We start from the raw sequence: 26,131 nt of genomic DNA, 5'->3' as shown, positions 1-26,131 counted from the left end.
TACATCTACTCTTTACTGCGGCAGTTTCAATCGCGCCACTTTACCTGCAGGGTACCTGCTAAGATCAACAGGTTTACCTTTGTAGCTCATGGTGACTACGCTCGGTGCACCTAGCACCACGCGGAATGGCTCATTGCCATCAAGCTTCAGGACATCGCCGGCTTTCTTGATACCGGTATCCAAGCGACGACCATTGGCATCACGGATGTCAATCCAGCAATCGCCACTAAAGCTCAGCTCAAGATCAGTGCTGACAACGACGGTTTCCTCTTCAGAGACCACATCGCTCAGCTGCTCTGCAGCCAAACTATCAGCACTGTCTACATCGGTGTCTGCCAGCACTTTCGGCTCGGTAAAGCTGTCTTCGAAACTGGCCTGAGGCTCGGGTTCGATCTCTGGTAGCTGCACAGGTTGCTCGGCATCGACCGTGCTCACCACACTTGCACCATCTTCCGCTCCCGGCTCGGTTACTGCCGTCAGTACAGCCGTGCTGCTGCCGTTACCAGCATTCGCTATCGACTCATCCAACGCCTGTACCTCTGCTGGAACGGCGGTCAGTTCTGCTTCTGGGGTCATCTGCAGGCTCTGCCACCACCAGATCCCGGTCAATCCGACAAACAAGGCACCCAAAGCCCAGGTCAATCGCATAATACGACTATCGTGCGCTTCACGCTTGGTACGGCGTGAAAAGCTCTGCATTTCCTGCTCTTGGGGTTGGGCATGACCTTGCTGGTCAAGTTTGGCCAGTATCTCAGCCTCGTCAAGGCCGACAAATTTGGCATAGGAACGCACATAGCCACGGGTAAACGTGGCCAGTTGCGCTTCTTCGAAATGATTATCTTCGATATCGCTGACAACCGAGAGGCGGAGCCTCAATCGGCTTGCAACATCCTTCTGTGAATAGCCTAGCTTCTCTCGAGCCTGACGCAGCATATCCCCTGGAAGAATGATATCTTCTGTTGATCGTTCTTCGTTCTGTTCAGTATTCATTGGCTAGATATTTTTGATATTGCTGAGAGTTTGGGTACTGGGCTTTGAGAATACCAGCGTATTTATCCGCTTGGCTATCAGAGCCAGCCAGCTGCTCTAGCTGGATCAACAGCCAAAGGCTGTCGGCTTTGTACCCGTATCTTTTGTTAAATTTAAACAGCCTGACGCGGGCTTCCTTGAAGTTCTGCGCCTCAATGTCCAACTTCGACAGATTCAGCATCGATCTTGCCCGGTAAGGATCGTAAGACAGGGCCTTTTCAAAATAGCCCCGAGCTTGTGGTTGGTTACCTTGTTCCAGGCGACACAATGCTGCATTTTCATAACTGGCCGAAGTCAGGTAATAGTATGGTTGCTTGATGGCACGCTCAAATTCATCGATGGCATCATCATAGCGCCCCTGACTACACAAGAATACACCATAGTTGTTTCTCACATCGCCATTTTTTGGCGAATCTTTCAGCGCCTGGCGATACATGGCTTCAGCAGATTCCGGTTCGTCCACCCGCTGGTAGTAATAAGCCATCGCATTTTGCGCCCGGTAATAACGCGGCGCATAGCGTAAGGCGAGCTCAAAATTATCACGCGCCCGCTGCCATTGTCCTTTATCTAAATACCCCAGCCCAAGAGTGACTCTGGCTTCTGATGCCTCAATCTTGTTCATGCCCTGGGGGGTGTTGCCAGTTTCATCGACGGTAACACAACCGGTCATAAAACTACACAATAATAGGTACATCGTCCATCGCACCATCCCACTCCCACCTTAATGTCCATATTAATGTGCAGCCAAAGCGGATTCCCTCTCCGCTTTGACTAGGTAATTGTCTATTAGACTGATTTTACCGGGATTTGTTCAGCATTTTGAGCCTTAGCTTGTGTGCGTTTCGTGCGGTCAATCACATCACCTACTAATTGTCCGCAGGCCGCATCGATATCATCGCCGCGGGTCTTACGAACTGTTACCGTAAAGTCGTATTCCATGAGGGTTTTCATGAAGCGGTCAATACGAGAGTTGCTCGGTTTCTTGTACGGAGAACCCGGGTATGGGTTGAATGGGATCAAGTTCACCTTGGCCGGCGTATCTTTCAAGAGCACACCCAATTGACGTGCATGTTCCATATCATCGTTAACATGATCAAGCAGTACGTATTCCACGGTCACACGGCCACGGTTTGCATTCGATGAATCAATGTAACGACGTACCGACGCCAAGAAGTCTTCAATATTCCAGCGATCATTGATTGGCATGATTTGCGAACGCAGCTCATCGGTAGGTGCGTGCAGAGAAATCGCCAGTGCCACATCGATAGTGCCCGTCATCTGATCAAGACCAGATACAACACCTGATGTCGATACCGTGACGCGACGCTTAGAGAGACCGAAGCCGAGATCATCAAGCATGATTTCAAGCGCTGGGATCAGGTTCTTCATGTTAAGCAGTGGCTCACCCATACCCATCATTACAATATTGGTAATCGGACGACGACCCGTTTCTTTCTCGATACCGATCTCTTTGGCAGCACGCCAAACCTGACCAATGATTTCCGACACCCGTAGGTTACGGTTGAAACCCTGTTGGGCTGTTGAACAGAACTTACATTCCAGCGCACAACCTACCTGAGAAGAGACACATAAAGTCGCGCGATCCTCGTCAGGAATGTAAACCGTTTCCACGTCCTGATCACCGACCTTCATCGCCCACTTGATGGTACCGTCGCTCGAGTGCTGAGCTTCCGCGACATACGGTGCACGGATTTCGGCGACTCGCTTGAGTTTTTCACGCAATTTCTTGTTGATGTTCGTCATCTGATCGAAATCATCACAACCGAAATGATAAATCCACTTCATTATCTGATCGGCGCGGAAGGCTTTTTCACCCAGTTCATCGGCAAAATACTTACGCAGCCCCTTGCGATCAAAATCCAGCAGATTTGTTTTAACAGTTGTCATCGGTTGTTGCCTCTTTAAATTACGTGACGTTATCTGTGCCTTGGGTATACCGGTTAGCGGTATACGACAGGACCTTTGAGTACCAAACAATCAGAGAATGGCTTTTTCCATCCGCCTGTTTGTCAGTTTGGTTTTAAGGCGCGAAATTGTACAGGCTTTGGCAGTGAGATTCCACTTGTTCACTCGGCAGGGGGCTGGCAGGCAAATAAAAACGGGAAGCCTTGGCTTCCCGTTTCATTTTCTCTGCTTGATTAGGCTGGCTTAGTCGCGAGGGCAGATCTCGTCATCTGCAAAGAAATAAGCAATTTCACGTGCAGCAGACTCTGGGCTGTCAGCACCATGTACCGAGTTATGACGCAGGCTAAGCGCATAGTCGGCACGCAGGGTACCACACGCCGCTTCTTCCGGGTTGGTCTTGCCCATCAGCTCACGGTAGCGCACTACGGCATTGTCGCCCTCCAGTACCTGAACCATCACCGGTCCCGACGTCATAAAGGCCACTAGGTCATCAAAAAATGGCTTGCCTTCATGCTCGGCATAGAACCCCTTGGCCTTGTCGGCATCCAAGCGGATCATTTTCGCGGCAACCACACGTAGCCCGGCCTTCTCGATTCGGTTATAGATAGCACCAATCAAATTACGCTTAACGGCGTCTGGTTTTACGATTGAGAATGTTCTTTCAATTGTCATTATTATATTTCCCCTCAGGCTTAAATCTTCTAAAGCAGCATTGCTGCGATGTTGGCAACACCCACTCCGGTTGCACCAGCGGCCCAGCGGGCATCGGCACTATCACGGAAGCAAGCCGCCAAATCAAAATGTACCCAGCCGCAGTTGTCGGTGTCGACGAAACGCGACAGGAATGCGGCCGCATTTGATGCACCGCCCATACCGCCACCTTTCTGCGATCGGCTGTTGGCCGTATCCGCATAATATGACGGGCAGTTGGCCTGGTGCCAAGTTTCCAACGGCAACGGCCATGCCGGCTCATTGACCAAATCAGAAAGCTGCTGCGCTTTGAACACCAACTCCTTGTTCAAGCCAAACAACGCATTGTAATCCGTACCGACCGCCATCATGGCTGCCCCGGTCAACGTCGCCGCATCAATAATCAACGGTGCCTTGGTTTCGCTAGCGGCAATCAAACCATCAGCCAGTACCAAGCGCCCCTCTGCATCGGTATTAACAATTTCCACGGTCTGGCCGTTCTTGTACGTTAACACATCACCCAGCTTATAGGCGTTTCCGGCAATCATGTTTTCGGCACAACACAGGATCAACTTCACACGTTGACGCAAACCTTGCTCTATCGCATAACCCAGTGCCGCAGTTACTGTGGCGGCACCGCCCATGTCGCACTTCATGGTCACCATACCAGCGCTCGACTTGATGCTGTAACCGCCTGAATCAAAGGTGATCCCCTTCCCCACCAAGCAGGCCGATACCGGCGCATCGGCATCTCCGGTTGGGTTGAAATCCACGGTTAGCATCACAGGTGGACGGCTGCTGGCACGACCAACGCTGTGGGTACCGATCCAGCCTTGCTCGGCCAGGGCATCACCCACCACAATCTGGTGGGAAAGGGCTTCGCCGGCAATCGACGACAAGAAGGATACCGCTTCGTCCGCCAGCTTCTCCGGGTACATGTCTTCCGGGGTAGCATTTACCACCTTACGCACCCAGTCGGCACTGCGGCGGCGGGCATTGAGCAGCTCCAGTTCGTCCTCGTCGATAGAGGCCCAGCGCAGCTCGACTTCGGCTTTGGGTGTAGCGAAACCACAGTAAAACGCCCACTGGCGCTCATAACTCCAGCCTTCACCTTCTAGGCTAGCTTGAGTGATTCCTTGCGACTGTAACTGTCGAGCTGCCTGCTGAATTCGACGCAGCGGGAAATCAGCCATGAAATGAATAACGGCACTGTCGGCTTCATACGCCACCAGCGCCTTGTCTCCCCATACTCCCGAGTGTGGAGCTGACGATAATAAAATCTTTAACATACTTTCTTCCTGAAAAAGCTGCCGCTCATTGGCGGCAGCATTATATTTTTAGTTTTAGTCTTGTTCGTGGTCACACAGGATATTGGCCAGCGTGCGGACACCCATACCGGTAGCCCCTGCCGCCCACTTGTCATTGGCTGACTTACGGTAGGTACCACTGGCATCAATGTGCATCCAACCATTCTGGTAATCTTCGACAAAGTAAGACAGGAAAGCCGCAGCAGTGCTGGCTCCCGGCAGGAAATCACCTTGTGAGATATTGCTAAGATCAGCAAAATTCGATGGCATCATCGCGCGGTGTTGTTCAGCTAGCGGTAGTGGCCACAGACCTTCGTTTTCATCGCTTGCCGCCATTAGTGCTTTTTGTGCCAACCCGTGATCGAAGCTGAACAGAGCATGGTAGTCATTGCCCAGTGCATTCTTCGCTGCACCGGTTAGGGTGGCGCAATCAATGATCAGCTCTGGGTTCTGGCTGCTTGCGTAGATCAAACCGTCCGCCAATACCAAACGACCTTCGGCATCTGTGTTAAGTACTTCAACAGTTTTGCCGTTCTTGTAGGTAATGATGTCACCCAGTTTGAAGGCGCGGCCTGACACCATGTTTTCGGCACAACACAGGATCAGTTTGATACGCTTGTTGGTACCACGGGCAATAGCCAGTGCCAACGCACCGGTCGCTAGCGCCGAACCACCCATATCCGCCTTCATCGCTGTCATGCCCGCAGAAGGCTTCATGCTGTAGCCACCTGAATCGAAAGTGATCCCCTTGCCAACAACACACGTGTGTACCGGCGCATCGGCATTTCCGGTTGGGTTATAGTCAAGACGCAACATCGCTGGTGAGCGCTCTGAACCACGGCCTACAGTATGGATACCGTTCCAGCCTTCATCCAACAGGTCATTACCTTTGATAATCTTGTAGGTAACATGTTCCGGCGCCAATGACTTGATCAACTCGCCAGCACGAGAGGCCAGCTGCGAAGGACGAACCACTTCAGCTGACTGGTTGATAATATCGCGAACCCAGTTGGTTGCCATCAGCCGCGCCTGCAGCTCAGCTTCATCGGCCTCTGACAGTCCGCTCCAAATGACCTCATTACCCGGCTTGGCATTGCGGTGGCCCTGAACAAAGGCCCAGATACACTCCAGATCCCAGCCTTCACCAGCTAGCTCGACGTTCTTGATACCTTGCGCATCCAGTTTGCGGCCAGCACGTTGGATTGCAGGCAGCATATTTTCTTCTGTCAGGTGAACTACCGCACCGTCAGCTTCGAAGGTTACCAGGGCATTTTTGCCCCATTTTTCGTCAGCTGCTTCCGCAGACAGTAGCACACTCATTTTGGCAGACATGAAAGACTCCTTGGATTATTGTTACTCCGCTATACCCAGCGCAGTAACGGGATATGATAGGACCGAACCTAACGCCTGAATACATTATCTTGCATGCATTTAGATAACAAATAGATGACAATGGCGTTACCCGTTATAACAGATGTTATTGGGGCGCATTTTAGCATTACAAGGGGTTTCACAGCGATTTCAGCACGTTCCGGACAGCGCTCCCCAGCGAGGGAGAACGTGGTAGTTGAAAATAAGGCTATTTGGCCAATTTTCAGAATTTATCCTACTCTGCCTTGGATGCAGCCAAGAAACAAGCTGTTTACAACGAGAGTAGGAGCAAGATCATGCAGGAAAATATCATGGGGGAGAGATAGCAAGAAAGCGGCTCAATCCGCCTCTTCAATCCAATACATCTGCACCGCTTCGAGCACCCGCTCGCTGCAATGCTCGGGATCATCATCAAATACCTCCAGTGCCAGAATCCATTCCCTTAAGTCGGTAAAGCGGAGCGTCACCGGATCAACATCAGGGTGCTGCTCGGACAGCTCGATCGCCAACTCCCGCGAATCAATCCATTTCAAGCCCATTACTGCCTCCTATTCTTCAGCCCATAGCCTTTAGCCTTTAGCCTTTAGCCTTTAGCCTTTAGCCAGAATAATTTTCAGATTGGTATTAGTGTAGCTAACCGCAAAGCACAGACATACAAAAAGCCCTGATGGTTTTCACCATCAGGGCTTTTATAACAAAATAACGTCAAGTTGCTCTCGCCGAAAGCGAGTTTGCTTGGTTGCTATAATGTGTTAGTGGTTTTCCGATGCTAGGTTCAGGGTGTATTTCGGAATCTCCACCACCAAATCTTCATCAGTTACCTTGGCTTGACAACCCAAGCGTGATTCAGGCTCCAGTCCCCACGCCTTGTCCAGCATATCGTCTTCCAGCTCGTCACTTTCTTCAAGTGAATCAAAACCTTCACGCACAATGCAGTGACATGTGGTACACGCACAGGATTTTTCACAGGCATGTTCAATGCCAATACCGTTACGCAGTGCCACGTCAAGAATGGTTTCACCTTCTTGCGCTTCCAGTACCGCCCCTTCAGGGCACAGCTCATCATGGGGTAATACAACAATTTTAGGCATGCCTAAACCTCATCTATCGACTGACCAGCCAGCGCACGGCGGATAGACTGATCCATCCGGCGTGATGCAAATTCCTGACTCGCCTTATCTGTTTTCTTAATTCCGGCTTCAATCGCGTAAGGGTCTGTCCCCTGACGCAACTGAACCAGTTCCATCATGACGGCTTCCAGCTCGTCGCGCTCTTTTTTGCTCAGCAGGGTTTCACCATCCTGAGCCAGCGCTGCAATCAACCCTTCCAGGACACGATCGGCTTCCACTTGTTGCTCTGCAAGGGCGCGGGCGTCTTTGTCGTCCTGGGCAAAGGTCATTGAATCGCGGATCATTGTCGCGATTTCATCGTCGGTCAAGCCGTAAGACGGCTTAACTTGAATAGAAGATTGTACGCTGCTGCTCTTCTCCATCGCGGTAACCGATAGCAAGCCATCGGCATCTACCTGGTAGGTGACACGAATGTGTGCAGCACCTGCCGCCATCGCCGGAATACCGCGTAGGGTAAAGCGTGCCAGCGAACGGCAATCACTGACCATCTCTCGCTCGCCCTGCACCACGTGCACTGACATCGCGGTTTGACCATCTTTGAAAGTGGTGAACTCTTGGGCACGAGCAACAGGAATCGTGGTATTGCGTGGGATGATCTTTTCAATCATCCCCCCCATGGTTTCGATACCCAAAGACAGTGGGATCACATCCAGTAGCAACATATCAGCATCTGGCTTATTACCCGCAAGGATATCGGCCTGAATCGCGGCGCCAATTGCCACGACTTGGTCAGGGTCAATCGATGTCAGTGGATCTTTGCCGAAGTAGTTACCGACCATTTCGCGGACCAATGGCACACGAGTCGAACCACCGACCATGACGGTTTCAATCACCTCATCGGCTGCTACATCGGCGTCCTTCAACGCACGGCGGCATGACATCAAGGTCTTTTTAACCAGAGGTTGGATCATGGCTTCGAACTGCGCACGCGTCACACTTCCCTGCCAGCCCAGCACATCAACCGACACCTCGTCAGTATCAGACAGGGCTTCTTTGGCTGCCTGCGCTGCATCTTGCAGTTTACGCTGCGCAATCGCATCACGCTCAGTGATACCGGCTTGCTCAGCGATCCAATCGGCGAGTAGGTGGTCAAAGTCATCACCGCCCAGAGCGGAATCACCACCGGTTGCCAAGACTTCGAAGACACCTTTAGACAAGCGAAGAATGGAGATATCAAACGTACCACCGCCCAAGTCGTAGACTGCAATAACCCCTTCCTGGCCTGAGTCCAAACCATAGGCAATCGCAGCAGCGGTAGGCTCGTTAAGCAAACGAAGCACATTAAGATTAGCCAGTTTCGCCGCATCTTTGGTGCCAGCACGCTGGGCATCATCAAAGTAGGCCGGAACAGTGATTACTACGCCTTCAAGATCCCCGCCAAGAGTGTCTTGCGCACGCTGGTTCAACGTCTTAAGGATTTCTGCCGACACTTGCACAGGATTGACATCACCGCCACGGGTGATCAGCTGAGGCAACCCGTTATCAGTTGCACTGAACTGGTATGGCATATGCGGATAACGCGTTTGAATATCAGCCAGCGAGCGACCCATCATACGCTTAACAGAAATGATGCTATTGGCCGGATCCTGCTGGGCAATCTCGCGGGCCTCATGGCCGACAACAATGCCGCTTTCGCTGTAGTGAACCGCCGAAGGCAAAATTGCCCGGCCTTGTTCATCTTTCAGGGTTTCCGGAACGCCGCTGCGTACTGCAGCCACGAGAGAGTTAGTAGTCCCCAAATCAATACCCACCGCCAATTTATGTTGGTGCGGCGCAGCGCTTTGACCGGGTTCAGCAATCTGTAACAGTGCCATTTTCGTTCCTGTGGTGTTTATACCGGGCTCAGAAAAAATCAATCAAGCAGGCTATCTTCCAAGCGCTCGACTTCTTCACGCAGCTTAACAATAAATTTCAGCTTGCGCACGGCGTCAGCCGCCACTTCCCAGCGTTCATCAACAAGTAATTGTTCAAGCTCAGTCAACTGTGCTTTGTAGAGCGTAGAGGCGTGCTGCTCAAAATCAAACAACGCGCTTTCTGGATCACTCGATTCAGGGATCACCTCCAACTCTTCACGCAGTTCCATTTGCTGCATCAAGAAGGCCGGATCCTGCAGCGTTTTGTTCTCACCACGGATATCAACACCGTTAACCGACAACATGTACTCGGCACGGGAGACAGGATTTTTCAATATCTGGAAGGCATCGTTGATCTGCGCGGCTTTCTGCACTGCCAGCAAGCGGTCACGCTCAGAAGCCGTAGCAAACTTGTCTGGATGGAAATGGCGTTGCAATTCGCGGAACTGAGTTGCAAGAAGGCTACCGTCCAGCTGGAACTGAAAAGGTAGCCCAAAGAGTTCGAAATGATTCATATCGCGTGAGTTTCTGTAAAGACTGAGTCTAAAATAACTGAACCTGACCCTCCCTTGAATAAAGGCAGCAATCAGGTCCAATTGGCTCAGCGATTATACGTTGAAGCTTTCACCACAGCCGCATTCGCTGGATACGTTAGGGTTGTTGAATTGGAAGCCTTCGTTAAGACCTTCTTTGGCAAAGTCCAACTCGGTACCGTCCAGATACACCATGCTCTTAGCATCGATGATGATCTTCACCCCTTTTTCTTCAAAGATCTGATCACCTTCATCCAACTGGTCGACAAATTCCAGTACATAGGCCATTCCTGAACAGCCTGAAGTCCGGACACCCAACCGCAGGCCGATGCCTTTTCCTCGGCTTTCTAGGAAAGTAGCTACGCGGCTTGCAGCCGCTTCAGTAATAGTTATGGCCATACAACAACCCTTAGAAAATTAATGTTCTTCGTGTTTCTTCTTGTAATCGCTAACTGCTGCTTTAATAGCGTCTTCCGCTAGAATTGAGCAGTGAACTTTTACAGGTGGAAGCTCAAGTTCCTCAGCAATTGCAGAGTTCTTGATGCTAGCAGCTTCGTCCAGCGTCTTACCCTTAACCCACTCAGTGATCAATGAGCTTGAAGCAATCGCAGAACCACAGCCGTACGTTTTGAACTTGGCATCTTCGATGATACCTTCTTCAGTCACTTTGATCTGAAGTTTCATAACGTCGCCACAGGCAGGTGCACCAACCATGCCGCTACCTACATTTTTGTCGCCTTTATCAAATGAGCCTACGTTACGTGGGTTCTCATAATGATCGATAACTTTTTCACTATATGCCATGACAGTTTCCTCGAATACGTGGTGATGACCGCAAGATTAGTGGTGTGCCCACTCGACCGTGTTCAGGTCAATACCTTCTTTATACATATCCCATAGCGGAGACATGTCACGTAGTTTCTCTACCGCAGTGCGGATCTGTGAAACTGCGTAGTCTACTTCTTCTTCCGTCGTGAAGCGACCGAAAGAGAAGCGAATTGAGCTGTGCGCCAGTTCATCGTTCAAACCAAGAGCACGAAGCACGTAAGACGGCTCCAAGCTGGCAGACGTACAGGCCGAGCCTGACGAAACTGCAAGATCTTTCAGTGCCATCAGTAGTGATTCACCTTCAACGAAAGCAAAGCTGATGTTTAGGTTATTCGGTACGCGCTGCTCAAGATCACCGTTGATAGTCATCGCTTCAAGACCTTCAAGGCCTTTCAGCATACGCTCACGCAGGGAAAGCGCGTGCTGGTGATCTTTGTTCATTTCTTCATTAGCAATACGGCATGCTTCGCCCATACCCACAATTTGGTGAGTCGCCAGCGTACCAGAACGGAAACCACGCTCATGACCGCCACCGTGCATCTGTGCTTCTAGGCGGATACGTGGCTTACGGCGAACATACAATGCGCCGATACCTTTAGGGCCGTAAATTTTGTGTGCTGACAGGGAAATCAAGTCAATCTTCATTTCCTGAACATCGATTGGCAGCTTACCTGCTGACTGGGCAGCATCAACGTGGAAGATCACTTTCTTCTCGCGGCATAGCTCACCGATAGTGGCGATATCTTGGATAACACCGATTTCGTTGTTCACGTGCATGATTGACACCAATACGGTGTCGTCACGCATTGCATCACGCAGCTTAGCCATGTCAATCAGGCCGTTTTCTTCCGGCTCAAGGTAAGTCACCTCATAACCTTCACGCTCTAGCTGGCGGCATGGATCAAGTACTGCTTTGTGTTCTGTCTTACAGGTGATCACGTGCTTGCCCTTCTTACCGTAGAAGTGGGCCGCACCTTTAATAGCCAAGTTATCTGACTCGGTAGCACCTGAAGTAAATATGATTTCGCGCGGATCGGCGTTCAGCAGTTCAGCAATTTGCTCACGGGCGGTATCAACCGCCTCTTCAGCCTGCCAACCGAAGCGGTGAGAACGAGAAGCCGGGTTACCGAAGTTTCCATCCATGGTCATGCATTGCATCATTTTTTCTGCAACGCGAGGATCTACTGGGCAAGTAGCGGAATAATCAAAATATATTGGCAGTTTCATCTTCATCTCCGAAAACACGGACGTCTGGTCTCTAGGAGCGAACATCGACACCGATTGTGGTGCTGTCGTGTGTATTTTTATGTCCAAATGACGACTTCGTTAGGACCTGATCCTGACGGTCAGATATTTCTTGTACGTCATTATCTTGCATCAACTCACCAAGAGTGATGTTGTTCAAAAAGCCGCTGATACGGGAGCTTAGATCACGCCATAGCGTGTGTGTCAGGCAGCGAACCCCACCTTGGCAATCAGCTTTGCCGTGACACTTTGTCGCATCTACCGATTCATCGACGGCAGCAATTACCATACCTACAGCGATATGGTTGGCATCTTCGCCGAGGCGATATCCCCCACCCGGTCCGCGGACACTGGCAACCAAACCAGCCTTACGTAAGCGAGAGAATAACTGTTCCAGATAGGACAACGAAATCCCCTGTCGCTCTGAAATATCAGCGAGAGGAACCGGACCATCCTGAGAGTGCAAAGCCACGTCTAACATGGCTGTGACTGCGTATCTTCCTTTTGATGTCAATCTCATAACACACCGCTACCCACGTTTGTCTATGTGAGGGAGTGTCGCATACCTGACTAAAACGGTCAAGTATTTACCTGACTGTTTTAGTCAGGCTTTTAACCATAAAGTTTATACGTCTATTTGTCTTTATATTCGAGTGACTTTTCAACCGAGGATAAGATACCGCGCAGAATATTCAACTCCTGGGACTCAGGGCGAGCACGGGTAAATAAACGACGAAGCTTCGCCATTACCATGCCAGGGTGCTTCTTATTGATAAACTGGGTTTGCTTGGCCACTTTTTCAAGGTGCTCGTAGAACATTTCTAGCTCTGCGGCACGCGGGTATTCTTCCACCAGCCCGTCATTGGCGTGTTTTTGTTGCTCGAGAAACGCCATACGCACTTCATAGCTAACCGTTTGAACCGCCATCGCTAGGTTTAGCGAGCTGTATTCTGGATTCGCAGGGATATAGACATGGCAATGACAGCGCTGCAGCTCTTCATTGGTCAACCCTGTTCGCTCACGGCCAAATAAAATAGCCACATTGTGAGACGGTGCCTCCGCAATGGTTTTAATACCGCATTCACGAGGGTCTAGTTGTGGCCACTCGAGTGTACGAGAACGTGCACTGGAACCGATAACCAAACCACAATCGGCAATAGCTTCATCAAGGGAAGACACAATTTTTGCTTGTTCAACAATATCGGCTGCACCGGCTGCCAACGCGTAGGTTTTCTCATCGACCTCACAAGCTGGATCAACCAAAACCAAATTGGTCAATCCCATAACTTTCATCGCTCTGGCCGCAGAACCAATATTTCCGGGATGCGATGTTCCCACAAGAACTACACTGACTTTATCTAACATAGGAGGTGCAACTTTCAACTCTATCAATCGAACCGACAGATTTTAACACAGTGATTTTAAAAATGGTGAAAACATGTAAAAACTTTATACCTAAGCGGACTCAGTAAGTGGGGAGAATCCTGCCAGTTGGCTTTACAGCTGCTGCGCGAATAAAAAATAACCACTTCCCTTTTGCCCTAGCTCTGATATACTCGCCGCCGCTTTTTAGTTCTTTAACATCCGTTGGGAAGATCCTATGCATCCTATGCTGAACATTGCCATTCGTGCTGCACGAAAGGCAGGTGACCATGTCATTAAATCTCTAGAAAAATCACAAGCTATTGAAGTTGCCAATAAAGGCAATGATGTTGTTACCAACATCGATAACGAAGCAGAAGCTATCATTATCGACACTATCCGTAAATCTTACCCTGACCACTGCATCATTGCAGCGGAAAGCGGTACGATTGAAGGCAAGGACAAAGAATGTCAGTGGATCATTGACCCAGTGGATGGCACCAAGAACTTCGTTCGTGGTTACCCTCACTATGCAATCTCTGTTGCACTACGCATGCGCGGCCGCACTGAAGTAGCAGCCGTTTACGATCCTATGCGTAACGAGCTTTTCACTGCTACTCGTGGCTCAGGCGCCCAGCTAAACAGCCAGCGTCTACGTGCATCTCAGCCTCGCGACCTTACAGGTACAACTCTGGCAACTGGCCTACCGTTTGCTGCTAAGCAGCACGCTGAAAGCTACATCAAGATCCAAAGCGCCCTTTTCGTTGAATGTGACGATATGCGCCAATCTGGTTGTGCAGCCCTAGACCTTTGTTACCTAGCTGCTGGCCGTGTTGACGGTGTATTCCGCCTAGGCCTGAAGGCTTGGGAAATTGCTGCTGGTGAACTAATCGCGCGCGAAGCTGGTGCTATCTGTACTGACTTCACTGGCAACACTAACTACCTGGTTACAGGCAACATCGTTGCTGGTAACGCACGCGTAGTTAAGCCACTGCTTAGCAAAATCCGTGAACACGGTAGCGAAGCCCTAGCGAAGTAATTCTCGCTAACAGAAAAACATCAAACGCCCCGGTGATGAAAATCACCGGGGCGTTTTTTTATATCTAAGACCCTAGATACGAGTTCCTAGATCCTTGAGAGTGGGTTCTGGGTTCTGGGTTCTGGGTTCTGGGTTCTGGGTTCTGGGTTCTGGGTTCTGGGTTCTGGGTTCTGGGTTCTGGGTTCTGGGTTCTGGGTTCTGGGTTCTGCAGGCAGAATCTAAGAGCCAAGGCTCTTTTCAAGCTTTTCCTTGGAACTAGGAGCCCGCTTTTCCCAGGAACTAGGATCTAGGAACCGCTCTTCCTCCGTGCTCTTAAAACAAAAACGGAGCCCATCGGCTCCGTTTTTCAGTTTAAGGTGATGCGTGCCTTACGGCATGGCATCAAACTCTTCACCTTCTTTGTCCACTTGTGGTGGCATCAAGTGCTCACGGACAATACCCAGTTTCAGCGCCAGCGCCGAAGCAACGTAGATAGACGAGTAAGTACCGACAGTGATACCAATCAGCAAGGCTGCGGCAAAACCATGGATCATAGTACCGCCTTTCATGAACAGGGCGATAACCACAAACAAGGTGGTTGCCGAGGTAATCAAGGTACGGCTCAGGGTTTGAGTAATCGAGTTATTCATTACCTCGATGGCATCGCCCTTACGCATCTTACGGAAGTTCTCTCGGATCCGGTCAAATACTACGATGGTATCGTTGAGCGAGTAACCAACAACCGTCAGCAAGGCTGCCACGATAGTCAGGTCGATCTCGATCTGAGTAAACGAGAAGATGCCAATAGTGATAATCACATCGTGAGCCAATGCCAATACCGCACCGGCAGCCAAACGCCATTCAAAGCGAACGGATACGTAGAGCAAAATACAGATCAGTGACACCAAAATTGCCAAACCACCCGCTTCGGCCAGTTCGTCCCCGACATTCGGGCCAACAAACTCGATACGACGCATTTCTACGCTTTGACCTGTACCCACTTTCAGTGCATCGATGATCTGGTTACCCAGCTTCTCACCCTTAGCATCTTCACGTGGCTGCAGGCGAACCATGACATCACGTGCGGTACCGAAGTTCTGTACGATGGCATCACCAAAACCAGCCTCTTCCAGCGATTCACGGATCAGGCCCAGATCGGCAGGCTGTTCGAAGCCCACTTCAATCAGGGTACCGCCAGTGAAATCCAAGCCCCAGTTCAGTTTCTGGGTGGTCACGGTACCAATGGCCGCGAAAATCATAATAATCGAAAGGACAAATGCCCCTTTCGACCAGCGCATAAAGTCGATCACCTTATCCGCTTTCATTATCTGAAACATGTCAGCGTCTCCTTAGATCGACAGTTTATCGACGCGCTTACCGCCGTAAACCAAGTTAACCAGTGCACGAGTACCGATAATGGCCGTGAACATGGAAGTCAAAATACCAATTGATAGCGTAACGGCGAAACCTTTAATCGCACCGGTACCCACAGCAAACAGGATGATTGCGGTGATCAGGGTGGTAATGTTGGCATCGGCAATCGTACTGAAGGCATTCGCATAACCCTGCTGAATTGCATGCTGTGGGCTGCGGCCCTCGCGAAGCTCTTCACGGATACGCTCAAAGATCAGTACGTTGGCATCAACCGCCATACCTACCGTCAGAACGATACCCGCAATACCCGGCAAGGTCATGGTTGCACCCGGGATCATCGACATCACACCGATAATCAGCACTAGGTTCATCAACAGCGCCATGTTGGCAAACAGGCCAAAGCGGCGGTAGTAAATCAGGGTAAACAGCATGACTGCGACCATACCCCAAATCATCGCCTGGATACCCATATCGATGTTCTGCTGACCCATTGATGGACCAATGGTACGTTCTTCGACAATCGAGATCGGTGCAATCAGTGCACCTGCTCGTAGCAGTAGCGCCAAGTTATGGGCTTCAGCCTGCGAGTCAATACCGGTAATACGGAAGTTACGGCCGAGTGCAGTCTGGATAGTCGCCTGGTTAATCACTTCTTCGTGCTTCTCCAGGATAACCTTGCCACTTTCCTCACGCTCGCCGCTGTCTTTATATTCGGTAAAGACGGTCGCCATCAGCTTGCCCACGTTGTTACGTGAGAAGGCTGTCATCTTGCTGCCACCTTCGCTGTCGAGCGAGATGTTAACCTGAGGACGGCCATATTCATCGGCACTTGAGCTAGCATCGGTAATATGAGAACCCGATAGGATCACACGCTTTTTCAGCACGACTGGACGGTTATCACGAGTGAACTTCACTTCGCTACCCGGAGGTACACGGCCAGAAGCCGCTGCCGCTAGGTCAGCCGAATTATCCACTTCGCGGAACTCAAGGGTTGCCGTTGCACCGAGGATTTCCTTAGCTCGGGCTGTATCTTGAACACCCGGAAGCTCGACCACGATGCGGTTGGCACCCTGGCGCTGAACCAACGGTTCGGCCACACCCAGTTCATTAACACGGTTACGTAGGATAGTGATGTTCTGATCAACCGCGTAGTTACGGATTTCCTGTAGGCGAGCATCGGTGAATGTCGCACTCAGTAAGAAGCCACTGGTGGTGTCGGTAAACAACATATCCGGGTGAAGACGCTGCAGTTCACGCTTGGCTTCATCAAGCTGCTCTGCGTTACGCAGACGAACTTCCACGGATTCATCCGTTTTGCTGATTGCACGGTAGCGAATTTTCGCCTCACGCAATTCAGTACGGAATGTTTCTTCTTGCTGGCCCAGCAACTTTTCCATTGCTGCGTCCATGTCTACTTCCATCAAGAAATGCACACCGCCGCGCAAATCAAGACCCAGTTTCATTGGGTTAGCGCCGATGGATTCAAGCCAGTCAGGAGTAGAAGCGGCAAGGTTCAGGGCAACAACGAAATCATCGCCAAGCTGTTCGTTAAGAATATCGCGAGCACTGATTTGAGTATCAGTGTCGTTAAAGCGGACCAGGACAGTACCGTTTTCGAAAGCGACTGATTTATAGGAGATTTGATTTTGTTCTAAATCTTCGGTGACGGCATCCAGCGTGGACATATCTGCCGAGGCGCCACGCGCCCCGGAGATTTGAATTGCTGGATCTTCGCCGTAAACATTGGGAAGCGCATAAAGCAAACCGATTAATAGCGCGAACACTACCATCAGGTTCTTCCACAAGGGATAACGGTTTAGCACTGCGGTGATCCTTAAAGCAAGTTTTACAGAGACTTCATTGTGCCTTTTGGCAAAACGGCTGTAACGAAGTCTTTCTTGATAGTAACTTCAGTCGTATCGTTCAACGCGATAACAATGTAGTCATTTTCTTCAGAAACCTTGGCGATTTTACCGACAAGGCCACCGCTGGTAAGTACTTCATCACCTTTGCCCATAGAAGACATTAGGTTCTTGTGCTCTTTAACACGTTTCGCCTGCGGGCGGTAAATCATGAAGTAGAAGATTACGGCAAAAAGGCCAAGCATGATAAATAGCTGCATACCGCCGCCCTGTGGTGCACCTTCAGCTGCTGCGTGTGCTTGAGAGATCAGACTCATTTACTAACGTCCTCGATTATTTGTTGTCATTTAATGGTGGAACTTCACGGTTACGACGTGCATAGAATTCTTCTACAAACACATCGAAACGATCTTCTTCAATCGCACTACGGATACTTTCCATCAAACGCTGGTAGTAACGCAAGTTGTGGATTGTGTTAAGGCGCGCACCCAAGATTTCATTACATTTATCCAGGTGGTACAGATACGCCTTCGAATACTTGCGACAAGTGTAACAGTCACAGTGCGGATCGAGAGGGGTTGTATCCGTTTTATGTTTCGCATTACGGATCTTGATCACACCTCCGGTCACAAACAGGTGGCCATTTCGGGCATTTCGAGTCGGCATCACGCAGTCGAACATGTCGATACCGCGGCGAACACCTTCAACCAAGTCTTCTGGTTTACCCACACCCATCAGGTAACGCGGCTTGTCTTCAGGTAGCTGCGGACACGTGTGCTCAAGCACGCGGTGCATGTCTTCTTTCGGCTCGCCGACAGCAAGACCACCAACCGCATAACCGTCAAAGCCAATGTTAGTCAGGCCTTCAACAGAAACATCGCGTAAGTCTTCATATACACCACCTTGGACGATACCAAACAGTGCATTTTTGTTACCAAGTTTGTCAAAGTGGTTACGGCTACGCTGTGCCCAGCGCAGAGACATCTCCATCGACTTCTTCGCTTCGTCGTGTGTCGCCGGGTATGGCGTACACTCATCGAAGATCATAACGACGTCAGAACCTAGGTCTTGTTGGATTTCCATCGACTTTTCTGCGTCCATGAAAATCTTGTCACCGTTTACTGGGTTACGGAAGTGAACACCTTCTTCGGTGATTTTACGGATATCGCCCAAGCTGAATACCTGGAAACCGCCTGAATCAGTCAGGATCGGCCCCTGCCACTGCATAAAGTCATGCAGATCACCGTGCATTTTCATGACTTCTTGGCCAGGACGCAGCCAAAGGTGGAAGGTATTACCCAGCAGGATTTGCGCGCCGGTTTCTTCCACTTCTTCCGGGGTCATACCCTTAACGGTACCGTAAGTACCCACAGGCATGAAGGCCGGTGTTTCTACCGTACCACGCTCAAACTGCAAACGGCCACGACGGGCACGTCCCAGGGTTTTATCTAATTCAAATTTCACAAAGCCTCCAACAGCCAGAGAAACAATCTGACATAAACGCCCCCATCCCGCTAAGGTCAGGGACACAACAATGGCAGTACCCGGCAACACGCCAGCCCTGCCTAAATATACCTGCTATAAGACAGCAGGTGTTCCACTCCGCCCTAAAGCCTAGTGGAAGAATATGTCATCGTCTGGGCTTTTCGCCGAGAGATGAAACGTACAAAGGCTGCATTTTAACAAATGCAGCCTTAAGTGGCACTGACTTCGTCAATGAAAAGTGTGATTACGCCGTTTTACGGGTAATGAACATCGAGTCGCCGTAACTGAAGAAACGGTATTTGTTTTCAACAGCTTGCTTGTATGCGTTCATGGTATTCTCGTAACCGGCAAAGGCACTCACCAGCATGATCAGGGTGGATTCCGGCAAGTGGAAGTTGGTGATCAGCACATCAATCAATTGGTATTCATAACCTGGATAGATGAAGATTTCGGTGTCGCCGAAAAATGGCTTCAGCTCAGTGCCTTTCTGCTTGGCATCTTGGGCTGCACTTTCCAGAGAACGTACCGATGTCGTCCCAACCGCTATCACACGCTTGCCATTGGCCTTGGTCGCGTTAATCGCCGCAACAACCTCTTCAGGCACTTCAACATACTCGGCATGCATGTGGTGGTCGTTGATATTGTCAACGCGTACCGGCTGGAAGGTACCTGCGCCAACATGCAAGGTAACAAAGGCAAAGTTCACCCCTTTCGCCTTAAGATCCGCCATCAACTCGTCGTCAAAGTGCAGGCCGGCCGTTGGAGCTGCCACAGCTCCCGGTTTGGCGTTGTATACCGTTTGATAACGCTCTTTATCAGAGTCTTCATCAGGACGGTCAATGTAAGGAGGAAGTGGCATATGGCCGACTTCTTCAAGGATTTCCAACACCGTTTTGTCGCTGTTAAAGCGGATTTCGAACAATGCATCATGGCGGGCAACCATTTCAGCCTGATACTCATCATTCTCGCCAAGGAACAATTCATTACCCGGTTTGGGTGATTTTGACGCACGCACGTGGGCAAGAATACTCTTGTCATCCAGCATACGCTCAACCAAAACTTCCATCTTACCGCCAGAAGCTTTGCGACCAAACAGGCGAGCTGGGATCACTCGGGTATTGTTGAACACTAACAAATCACCCGGCTCAACCAGATCCAGTACATCCTTAAAGCCTTTGTGCGCAAGCTCACCAGTATTGCCGGTCAGCTGCAGCAAACGGCTAGCAGTGCGCTGAGGTTGTGGGTAACGAGCAATCAGCTCATCAGGAAGGTCAAAGTCAAAATCAGAAACTTGCATCATTAGGGCCCTAAATTACAGCAGGCAGCTAGTATAGGCTGCCACACTGCAATATCAAGCAAAGATCACCTTGATAGGGCTCGGCTGGAGTACAGTACAAATGCTAACTCGTCACGCGTCGGCGTAACCCGATAATAGCACTCAGCAATACCAAACTAACGATACCGATAGTGCCGCCACCGCTACTGCTATTACCACCGCTGGCGACGGACTGGACGCCTTCAACAGCATCACCTGCTCCATCGTAATTGGCGAGGAAGGGATCCACTGCAAACTCTGGTGTCGCTTGATTGAGGAAACCCTGGCCAATTTCTCCCCCTAGCCAGGTAGTTTGACCCGCCACTTCCGAATAGACACCCGGTAATCGCCCGGCGCAGCCTTCACCAAAGCTGACCAGCCCAACTAAACGTAGACCAAAGTCGCTATCTGCAGCGGCGAGCGGATCCTGCCACACCAAGGGGCCACCCGAATCGCCGAAGCAACTGTCTCTGCCGAGCGTCGGCGATACCGAGCCAGCACAGAGGAAGATACCAGCTTCGCTACTGTTGATATTGCCTCCCCACATCGAGTTACAGATATTATCCGGCACCCCAGACAGTAGAGTTTGTTGAAGACGAGTTGCCCCAGAGCTGGAATCACTGGCATCTGTGCTCCCCCAACCAGAGACCAATAAGTTAGGCTGGCGCTCGCCATCGGAGACCCAACCATTGGCAAACGCCTGATCGGCACGCTGCTGCTCACTCACAGACGCAAGGCGAATTGGCAAGGCATCATCCGGCAGGGTACTGGACAGCTTGAGGATGGCAATATCATTGGCAAACCGGGATGAATTGTAATTAGGGTGGAGTACGATTTCACTCACTGACACAGAATTCAGAGAGCCCGCACTGAAGATACTGGTGATACCGGCCCACACCCGTACATTCTCGGGCTTGGCCGTCTCGCTGCCATTACGCATACAGTGGGCCGCAGTCAGCACCGCATCGGCGCTTATCACTACCCCACCACAGATAAATGTCCTTTCATCCGCTCCCTCGCCAAAAGTCATATTGAGGTAAGCCTGCCAAGGAATCTCATTGGTTCCAGATTCAATGCCACCAATGATTTTGGGCTGTGGCTCAGGCTCATCGCTGTATACATAGAATGGAAACAACATCGCCCAAGACAGCAAAATAAACAGCAGCTTACGCATCAACTCATTCCTCTACAGTATCATTTTAATGAGTATACGACACAATCTCGTTTTTAACTTATGAGAAACAAATGAGAAACAGAGGAATAACTTGCAAGTTCTTTGACGGGTGTCATAGGTCGTGCGGTCAGGATTAGCTACATTCATAGAGAAAGCAAAAAAAAAGGAAGTTATGGAGCCTGCAATGCGGGCAATAACAACAAATAACTCACCGTTATTGAGGAGGCTTTATGTTTACCGTTTCCGACATGATGACACCCTACCCCCATACCTTGAGCGCATCGCACACCCTGGCCGATGCCAAGCGGGTTATGGAAAAACATCATATCCATCATGTTCCTATCACCGACAAAGACAATCACCTTATTGGCTTGGTCAGCCAGCGAGATATCTTGTCAGCCCAAGAGTCCAGCCTCGAGCAAATATCCAAAAGCACCTTTATCTCCGCGCTGGATATTCCCCTTGAGCAAACCATGCATCGTAGCCTGAGGAGTGTCGAACCAACGGCAGGACTGAAAGAAGCCGCACTCTACATGCAGAAACACCACATTGGCTGTTTACCCATTGTCGACCACAATAAACTAGTCGGGATCATCACTGATACCGATTTCGTCTCTATCGCCATCAATTTACTGGAGCTGCAAGAAGAGGTCGAACCGATTGAAAACGACTCTGCACCTACCTACTGAACATCAGCCAAACACTGCGCCAGAAAGCCCGGCAGCGTTTACCCACGCATGAACTTTCTGGCCCACCTCCACCTTGCCCAGCAATGCAATAGTCACCTAGCGGGTAACCTACTAGCCGATTTCGTCAGGGGTGATCCCTACCGGCAGTTCAACCAAGACATCGCAGATGGCATCAAGCTCCACCGCTTCGTCGACAGCTACATCGATGCTATGCCGGAAGTACGCAACTGCCGACAACTGTTTGGATCGGACACCCGTCGGGTCAGCGGTATCGCCCTCGATATGGTCTGGGACCACTTCCTGGCCCGTCACTGGCAACAATTCCACCCCCTGACACTGCCTGAGTTTGTTCGCGAAACCAGGGCGGAAGTCGAGCAATACCAGCATAATATGCCAGAGAACTACCTCCTTACCATGAACCGGATGTGGCAGCAAAACTGGCTGCTGCAATACCAGTACCCCGAGTCATTGGAAACGTCCTTAACCCGGATGGCCAACCGCAGACCAAAGCTCCACCAACTCGCCCTTACCCCTGCAGTTTTGATGGTTAACTACAGCAAGCTGGAACAACAATTCTTTGTAATTTATCCGCAAGTGGAACAGGCAGCACGGGGCTTTCAACCCAACAACGATCAACCTGTGAGTCCGTCCAAAAACTAGACCTCGCTGATAAAATAAACCATGCAGATAAAAAAAAGAGCGCCATTACGGCGCTCAAAAATCAAAATAGGTTGTAACAATTACTAGGAGGCTTGGGTATTTCTGTTACTTGAACTGCTCCTCCTCGGTCGAACCGGTCAAGGCTGTCACCGACGAGTTGCCACCTTGGATAGTATTGGTCATCTTATCGAAGTAGCCAGTACCCACTTCCTGCTGGTGGGCCACAAAGGTATAGCCTTTGTCTGCTGCTTCAAACTCTGGACGCTGCACTTTCTCAACATAGTGACGCATACCTTCACCCTGAGCATACGAGTGTGCCAACTCAAACATGTTGAACCACATGTTGTGGATACCCGCTAGGGTAATGAACTGGTACTTATAGCCCATGTCCGACAGTTCCTGCTGGAACTTGGCAATGGTTTCTGCATCCAGATTCTTCTCCCAGTTGAAAGAAGGCGAGCAGTTGTAGGCAAGTAGCTGGTCTGGATACTGGGCATGGATCGCCTCGGCAAACTTACGTGCCTCTTCCAGACAAGGTGTCGCCGTTTCACACCAAATCAAATCGGCATAGGGCGCATAGGCAAGGCCGCGGGCAATCGCCTGATCAATACCGGCACGCACGCGGTAGAAGCCTTCCTGAGAGCGCTCGCCGATAATAAAGTCCTTATCGTACGGATCACAATCTGAGGTCAGTAGATCGGCTGCGTTGGCATCGGTACGGGCAATCACCAAGGTGGTAGTGCCGGCAACATCGGCAGCCAGACGCGCAGCCACCAGTTTCTGCACGGCTTCCTGGGTTGGCACGAGTACTTTACCGCCCATATGACCACACTTCTTCACCGACGCGAGCTGATCTTCAAAGTGCACGCCTGCCGCCCCTGCATCAATCATATTGCGCATGAGCTCATAGGCATTCAGTACGCCACCGAAGCCTGCTTCAGCATCCGCAACGATTGGCAGGAAGTAATCAATGCCTTCTTCTGGCGAGCTACCGGTAGACCATTGGATTTGGTCCGCGCGGCGGAACGAGTTGTTGATACGTTTGACCACGGCCGGTACCGAATCCACCGGGTACAGTGACTGATCAGGGTACATGCTTGAGGCCGTATTGTTATCGGCAGCAACCTGCCAACCCGAGAGGTAAATCGCTTCGATACCCGCTTTAGCCTGCTGTACAGCCTGACCACCGGTCAACGCGCCCAAACAGTTAACGTAGCCTTTTTTCGCGTCACCGTTGACCAGCTCCCACAGTTTGTCAGCACCACGCTGCGCGATGGTATTAGCCGGGGCAAAAGAGCCGCGTAGGTTAATGACCTCTTCAGCGGTATAGGTACGTTTAACATGCTTCCAACGTGGGTTTTCCGCCCAGTCCTTTTCCAATGCTTCAATTTGTTGCTGGCGAGTCAATGTCATAATGATGTCCCTCGTTTCATTTGGCGATAATCCGCATCACATTTTGTTATTGGCAAAACTGACTTTTTATCGGCCCGGTAAGCTTGACTGTCACGGGCCCTTTCTCGTTATTGGCTTTTGATGTTATTAATGGGTAGTGCTTATTCTTTGGGGTACTGCACATTCACACCTGCATGAGAGATTTATGGCAGATACTCATAACCCGGCAAGGTTAGGAAGTTTACCAATTCATCACTGGTGGTCAGTTGCGACATCAATACCGCCGCTTCGTTGTACCTCCCCTGCTGGAAATGCTCACAGCCCAACTCTTGTTCAAGCACTTGCATCTCTTCTTTAAGCATTTCTTCAAACAGTGCCTTGGTGACCACACTACCGTTGCTCAGTGATTTACCGTGCTTGATCCACTGCCAGATCGAAGCCCGTGAAATTTCAGCGGTAGCCGCATCTTCCATCAGGCCGTAGATAGGCACACAACCATTACCGGAAATCCATGACTCGATATATTGCACAGCCACGCGGATGTTATGGCGCATTCCCTCTTCTGTTCTGTCACCTTGGCATGGCTCAAGTAGCATGTCGGCAGTGATCGGAGCATCATCGCTGCGCGAGATATCAAGTTGGTTAGTACGTGCTCCCAACACCTCGTCAAATACCGCTCTGGCGGTGCCGGCAAGCCCAGGGTGGGCAACCCAAGTCCCGTCATGGCCATTGTTGGCTTCCAGTGACTTATCGGTTTGGATCTTGTTGAGTACCCATTCGTTGCGCTCAGGATCTTTGGATGGAATAAACGCGGCCATTCCCCCCATTGCAAATGCTCCACGGCGATGGCAGGTTCTGACCAGCAGGCGTGAATAGGCATTAAGGAAAGGTTTTTCCATCGTCACGACTTGGCGATCCGGTAAAATGCGATCGGGATGATTGCGCAGTGTCTTGATGTAGCTGAAGATATAATCCCAGCGACCACAGTTAAGACCCACAATATGCTCTTTGAGGCTGTAGAGGATTTCCTCCATCTCAAACACCGCAGGCAAGGTCTCAATCAGAACGGTGGCTTTGATCGTCCCCCTTGGCAACTCAAAGGTATCTTCGGTATAGCTAAAGACGTCACTCCACCATGCTGCTTCTTGATAAGCCTGTAACTTAGGGATATAGAAGTAAGGGCCACTGCCTTTTTCGAGCAACTGCTGGTAGTTATGGTAGAAATACAAGGCAAAGTCGAGCAAACAACCCGGAATAGGCTCCCCCTGCCAAAGCAGGTGTTTTTCAGGTAAGTGCAATCCACGCACCCGGCAGATCAGCACCGCTGGGTCGTCATTGAGTTGGTATTGCTTGCCTGACTCGGGGTTGGTGTAAGAAATCGTGCCGTTGACGGCATCTTTCAGATTTTGCTGCCCAGCGAGTACCTCTCCCCAAGCCGGTGCAAAAGAATCTTCAAAATCAGCCATGAATACTTTGACATCGGCATTGAGCGCATTGATCACCATCTTGCGCTCGACAGGGCCGGTGATCTCAACACGGCGGTCCAGTAAGTCCTGCGGGATATTTTGAACAGTCCACTCGCTGTTTCGGATTTCAGTGGTATCAGGCAGGAAGTCGGGGAGGCTGCCAGCATCAATCGCAAGCTGACGATGTTCTCGGGTTGCCAGTAGCTCAGGAACCCTTCCAGCAAAGCGCTGTACAAGTCCTTCCAAGAAAGCCAAGGCTTCCTCATTGAGGATTTCAGCCTGCTCTGCAGATAATGGTGTCTGTAGCGATAGCTTCACTTCATGGTTAGTAGACATTTCGTTTTCCATTCCTCTCGCTCCCTTACGAATGTAACTTAATCACCACTCAAACCAAGTACGCTTTCGTCTACACGCAAACAAAC

General features: G+C 50.5%; 26 protein-coding genes. 3 read left to right on the top strand and 23 right to left on the bottom strand.

The window, feature by feature from the left end; translation table 11 throughout:
- Nucleotides 1-12: 12 nt before the first annotated feature.
- The 15 genes from rodZ to trmJ all read right to left on the bottom strand — a co-directional run bounded on the left by rodZ (nucleotide 13) and on the right by trmJ (nucleotide 13,277).
- On the bottom strand, nucleotides 13-990 hold the full coding sequence (rodZ, locus tag L4D79_RS23385) for a cytoskeleton protein RodZ (RefSeq protein WP_428654947.1): 978 nt from the start codon (nucleotides 988-990) through the stop codon (nucleotides 13-15).
- A complete protein-coding gene (gene pilW / locus L4D79_RS23380; RefSeq protein ID WP_428654945.1) occupies nucleotides 980-1,738 on the bottom strand; it encodes a type IV pilus biogenesis/stability protein PilW in 759 nt (252 codons plus the stop codon). Before pilW ends, rodZ begins: the two co-directional genes overlap by 11 nt.
- A gap of 77 nt (nucleotides 1,739-1,815) precedes the next feature.
- The gene (gene rlmN / locus L4D79_RS23375) at nucleotides 1,816-2,937 is read right to left on the bottom strand and encodes a dual-specificity RNA methyltransferase RlmN (protein WP_428654943.1); all 1,122 of its coding nucleotides are present in this window, start codon (nucleotides 2,935-2,937) and stop codon (nucleotides 1,816-1,818) included.
- Between the two features lie 261 nt (nucleotides 2,938-3,198).
- On the bottom strand, nucleotides 3,199-3,627 hold the full coding sequence (gene ndk / locus L4D79_RS23370; RefSeq protein ID WP_428654941.1) for a nucleoside-diphosphate kinase: 429 nt from the start codon (nucleotides 3,625-3,627) through the stop codon (nucleotides 3,199-3,201).
- Between the two features lie 29 nt (nucleotides 3,628-3,656).
- Nucleotides 3,657-4,934 carry an aminopeptidase PepB gene (pepB, locus tag L4D79_RS23365; protein ID WP_428654939.1) on the bottom strand — a complete coding sequence of 426 codons (1,278 nt, stop codon included), beginning with the start codon at nucleotides 4,932-4,934 and terminating at the stop codon, nucleotides 3,657-3,659.
- Between the two features lie 54 nt (nucleotides 4,935-4,988).
- Nucleotides 4,989-6,284 carry an aminopeptidase PepB gene (pepB, locus tag L4D79_RS23360; protein WP_428654937.1) on the bottom strand — a complete coding sequence of 432 codons (1,296 nt, stop codon included), beginning with the start codon at nucleotides 6,282-6,284 and terminating at the stop codon, nucleotides 4,989-4,991.
- Nucleotides 6,285-6,661: 377 nt separating this feature from the next.
- Nucleotides 6,662-6,862, bottom strand: a complete 201-nt coding sequence (iscX, locus tag L4D79_RS23355; RefSeq protein ID WP_428654935.1) for a Fe-S cluster assembly protein IscX — start codon at nucleotides 6,860-6,862, stop codon at nucleotides 6,662-6,664.
- Nucleotides 6,863-7,075: 213 nt separating this feature from the next.
- Complete coding sequence (fdx, locus tag L4D79_RS23350) at nucleotides 7,076-7,414, bottom strand: ISC system 2Fe-2S type ferredoxin (RefSeq protein WP_255040639.1); 339 nt, start codon at nucleotides 7,412-7,414, stop codon at nucleotides 7,076-7,078.
- A gap of 2 nt (nucleotides 7,415-7,416) precedes the next feature.
- Nucleotides 7,417-9,267 (bottom strand): Fe-S protein assembly chaperone HscA, encoded by a 1,851-nt coding sequence (hscA, locus tag L4D79_RS23345; RefSeq protein ID WP_428654933.1) that lies wholly within the window; start codon nucleotides 9,265-9,267, stop codon nucleotides 7,417-7,419.
- A gap of 38 nt (nucleotides 9,268-9,305) precedes the next feature.
- Nucleotides 9,306-9,821 (bottom strand): co-chaperone HscB, encoded by a 516-nt coding sequence (hscB, locus tag L4D79_RS23340; protein ID WP_428654931.1) that lies wholly within the window; start codon nucleotides 9,819-9,821, stop codon nucleotides 9,306-9,308.
- A 93-nt stretch (nucleotides 9,822-9,914) separates the two neighbouring features.
- Nucleotides 9,915-10,238, bottom strand: coding sequence for an iron-sulfur cluster assembly protein IscA (gene iscA, locus L4D79_RS23335; protein WP_428654928.1), 324 nt, complete (start codon nucleotides 10,236-10,238; stop codon nucleotides 9,915-9,917).
- Between the two features lie 18 nt (nucleotides 10,239-10,256).
- Nucleotides 10,257-10,643 (bottom strand): Fe-S cluster assembly scaffold IscU, encoded by a 387-nt coding sequence (gene iscU / locus L4D79_RS23330; RefSeq protein WP_107350527.1) that lies wholly within the window; start codon nucleotides 10,641-10,643, stop codon nucleotides 10,257-10,259.
- 36 nt (nucleotides 10,644-10,679) lie between these two features.
- Entirely contained in the window at nucleotides 10,680-11,894 is a 1,215-nt protein-coding gene (locus L4D79_RS23325; protein WP_428654925.1) for an IscS subfamily cysteine desulfurase, read from the bottom strand.
- A gap of 31 nt (nucleotides 11,895-11,925) precedes the next feature.
- Entirely contained in the window at nucleotides 11,926-12,432 is a 507-nt protein-coding gene (gene iscR / locus L4D79_RS23320; protein WP_428654923.1) for a Fe-S cluster assembly transcriptional regulator IscR, read from the bottom strand.
- Nucleotides 12,433-12,545: 113 nt separating this feature from the next.
- Nucleotides 12,546-13,277, bottom strand: coding sequence for a tRNA (cytosine(32)/uridine(32)-2'-O)-methyltransferase TrmJ (trmJ, locus tag L4D79_RS23315; RefSeq protein ID WP_428654921.1), 732 nt, complete (start codon nucleotides 13,275-13,277; stop codon nucleotides 12,546-12,548).
- A 235-nt stretch (nucleotides 13,278-13,512) separates the two neighbouring features.
- Here trmJ and suhB point away from each other — a divergent pair, with 235 nt between their 5' ends.
- Entirely contained in the window at nucleotides 13,513-14,313 is an 801-nt protein-coding gene (gene suhB / locus L4D79_RS23310) for an inositol-1-monophosphatase (RefSeq protein WP_428654918.1), read from the top strand.
- A 368-nt stretch (nucleotides 14,314-14,681) separates the two neighbouring features.
- Here the strand turns inward: suhB and secF are convergent, their stop codons facing one another.
- The 6 genes from secF to L4D79_RS23280 form a co-directional block, all read right to left on the bottom strand.
- On the bottom strand, nucleotides 14,682-15,629 hold the full coding sequence (gene secF / locus L4D79_RS23305; RefSeq protein WP_428654916.1) for a protein translocase subunit SecF: 948 nt from the start codon (nucleotides 15,627-15,629) through the stop codon (nucleotides 14,682-14,684).
- Between the two features lie 12 nt (nucleotides 15,630-15,641).
- Nucleotides 15,642-17,489: a protein translocase subunit SecD gene (gene secD / locus L4D79_RS23300; protein WP_428654914.1), complete on the bottom strand. Its 1,848-nt coding sequence runs from the start codon at nucleotides 17,487-17,489 to the stop codon at nucleotides 15,642-15,644.
- Nucleotides 17,490-17,512: 23 nt separating this feature from the next.
- Nucleotides 17,513-17,845 carry a preprotein translocase subunit YajC gene (gene yajC / locus L4D79_RS23295; RefSeq protein WP_428654912.1) on the bottom strand — a complete coding sequence of 111 codons (333 nt, stop codon included), beginning with the start codon at nucleotides 17,843-17,845 and terminating at the stop codon, nucleotides 17,513-17,515.
- A 16-nt stretch (nucleotides 17,846-17,861) separates the two neighbouring features.
- On the bottom strand, nucleotides 17,862-18,992 hold the full coding sequence (tgt, locus tag L4D79_RS23290) for a tRNA guanosine(34) transglycosylase Tgt (RefSeq protein ID WP_428654909.1): 1,131 nt from the start codon (nucleotides 18,990-18,992) through the stop codon (nucleotides 17,862-17,864).
- A 265-nt stretch (nucleotides 18,993-19,257) separates the two neighbouring features.
- Entirely contained in the window at nucleotides 19,258-20,310 is a 1,053-nt protein-coding gene (gene queA, locus L4D79_RS23285; protein WP_428655189.1) for a tRNA preQ1(34) S-adenosylmethionine ribosyltransferase-isomerase QueA, read from the bottom strand.
- Nucleotides 20,311-20,413: 103 nt separating this feature from the next.
- Complete coding sequence (locus L4D79_RS23280; RefSeq protein ID WP_428654907.1) at nucleotides 20,414-21,502, bottom strand: S1 family serine peptidase; 1,089 nt, start codon at nucleotides 21,500-21,502, stop codon at nucleotides 20,414-20,416.
- Nucleotides 21,503-21,732: 230 nt separating this feature from the next.
- Here L4D79_RS23280 and L4D79_RS23275 point away from each other — a divergent pair, with 230 nt between their 5' ends.
- Together L4D79_RS23275 and L4D79_RS23270 are read left to right on the top strand one after the other, a co-directional pair.
- Nucleotides 21,733-22,191 (top strand): CBS domain-containing protein, encoded by a 459-nt coding sequence (locus L4D79_RS23275; RefSeq protein ID WP_428654905.1) that lies wholly within the window; start codon nucleotides 21,733-21,735, stop codon nucleotides 22,189-22,191.
- A 48-nt stretch (nucleotides 22,192-22,239) separates the two neighbouring features.
- Nucleotides 22,240-22,851 (top strand): acyl carrier protein phosphodiesterase, encoded by a 612-nt coding sequence (locus tag L4D79_RS23270; RefSeq protein WP_428654902.1) that lies wholly within the window; start codon nucleotides 22,240-22,242, stop codon nucleotides 22,849-22,851.
- Between the two features lie 105 nt (nucleotides 22,852-22,956).
- Here the strand turns inward: L4D79_RS23270 and aceA are convergent, their stop codons facing one another.
- A complete protein-coding gene (gene aceA / locus L4D79_RS23265) occupies nucleotides 22,957-24,264 on the bottom strand; it encodes an isocitrate lyase (RefSeq protein ID WP_428654900.1) in 1,308 nt (435 codons plus the stop codon).
- 182 nt (nucleotides 24,265-24,446) lie between these two features.
- Nucleotides 24,447-26,057: a malate synthase A gene (gene aceB / locus L4D79_RS23260; protein WP_428654898.1), complete on the bottom strand. Its 1,611-nt coding sequence runs from the start codon at nucleotides 26,055-26,057 to the stop codon at nucleotides 24,447-24,449.
- Nucleotides 26,058-26,131 lie beyond the last annotated feature (74 nt).

The sequence above is a fragment of the Photobacterium satsumensis genome (assembly GCF_050336935.1).
Taxonomy (GTDB): Bacteria; Pseudomonadota; Gammaproteobacteria; order Enterobacterales; family Vibrionaceae; genus Photobacterium; species Photobacterium satsumensis.
The sequence above is the reverse complement of the archived record's forward strand: the minus strand, read 5'-3'. Positions and strand labels throughout refer to the sequence as shown.